The sequence below is a fragment of the Oleiphilus sp. HI0066 genome (genome assembly GCF_001635725.1).
Genome location: NZ_LWFH01001510.1, coordinates 1 through 839 on the forward strand (window position 1 = coordinate 1; position 839 = coordinate 839).

1 protein-coding gene is annotated in these 839 nt (G+C 40.9%); it reads left to right on the top strand.

Going from position 1 to position 839, the window contains the following annotated elements; all coding sequences use genetic code 11:
- Positions 1-143 precede the first annotated feature (143 nt).
- On the top strand, positions 144-839 hold a 696-nt coding region (locus A3738_RS23495), incomplete at its 3' end, for a histidine kinase dimerization/phospho-acceptor domain-containing protein (protein ID WP_231876743.1).

Consider the following 839-nt stretch of genomic DNA (forward strand, 5'->3'; position numbering starts at 1 on the left):
TATCGAGAATTAACTCTAAAGACTTATCTTCAGATACGCATGCAATACTGCTGGAAACATCCGACAGTAGATTGACGATATCAAAAGCAACGTTTTCAAGAGTCAGCTGGCACAAAACACTATACAAGGATCGTTCTGATAAAGTGATCGGTATCGTGATTACAGGTGTGGACATCACGAAATCAGAGCAATTAAAGCAAGAGCTGTCGATAAAAAATCAGGCGATTGATGAAGCCCAAACACCAATTATTATTTCTGATGCAACAGAGCAAGGGTTTCCGATTACATATGTAAACAAGGCTTTTGAAAGACAAACTGGCTATGCTGCGAACGAAGTGATCGGTAGAAATTGCGGTTTTCTTCAAGGTCAAAACACACAGCCTCACAAAAAGGCTTTGATAAAATCGGCGCTGCGTAATTTTGAACCAATCACGGTAAATATCATCAACTATAAAAAATCGGGAGAGGAATTCCATAATCAGCTGTCGTTAACGCCGATACGTAATCATGACAACCTTGTGACGCATGTTCTGGGTTTTCAACAAGATGTCACACATCAAGAAAAAACACAGCAATATTTGGAAGATGCCAAATTCAAAGCAGAAGAATCAGCCCAATTGAAATCTGAGTTCCTCGCTAGTATGAGTCACGAGATCCGTACGCCGATGAATGGAATTCTTGGCATGTTGGGATTGCTTGAATCGAGCAGCCTGACCAAGGAGCAAATACAGCACGTGAAGCTTGCTAAATCCAGCGCTGATGCTTTGTTAGTGTTGATCAATGATATATTAGACTTCTCAAAAATAGAGGCCGGCAAGCTGACTCTTGAAAACGTTGCT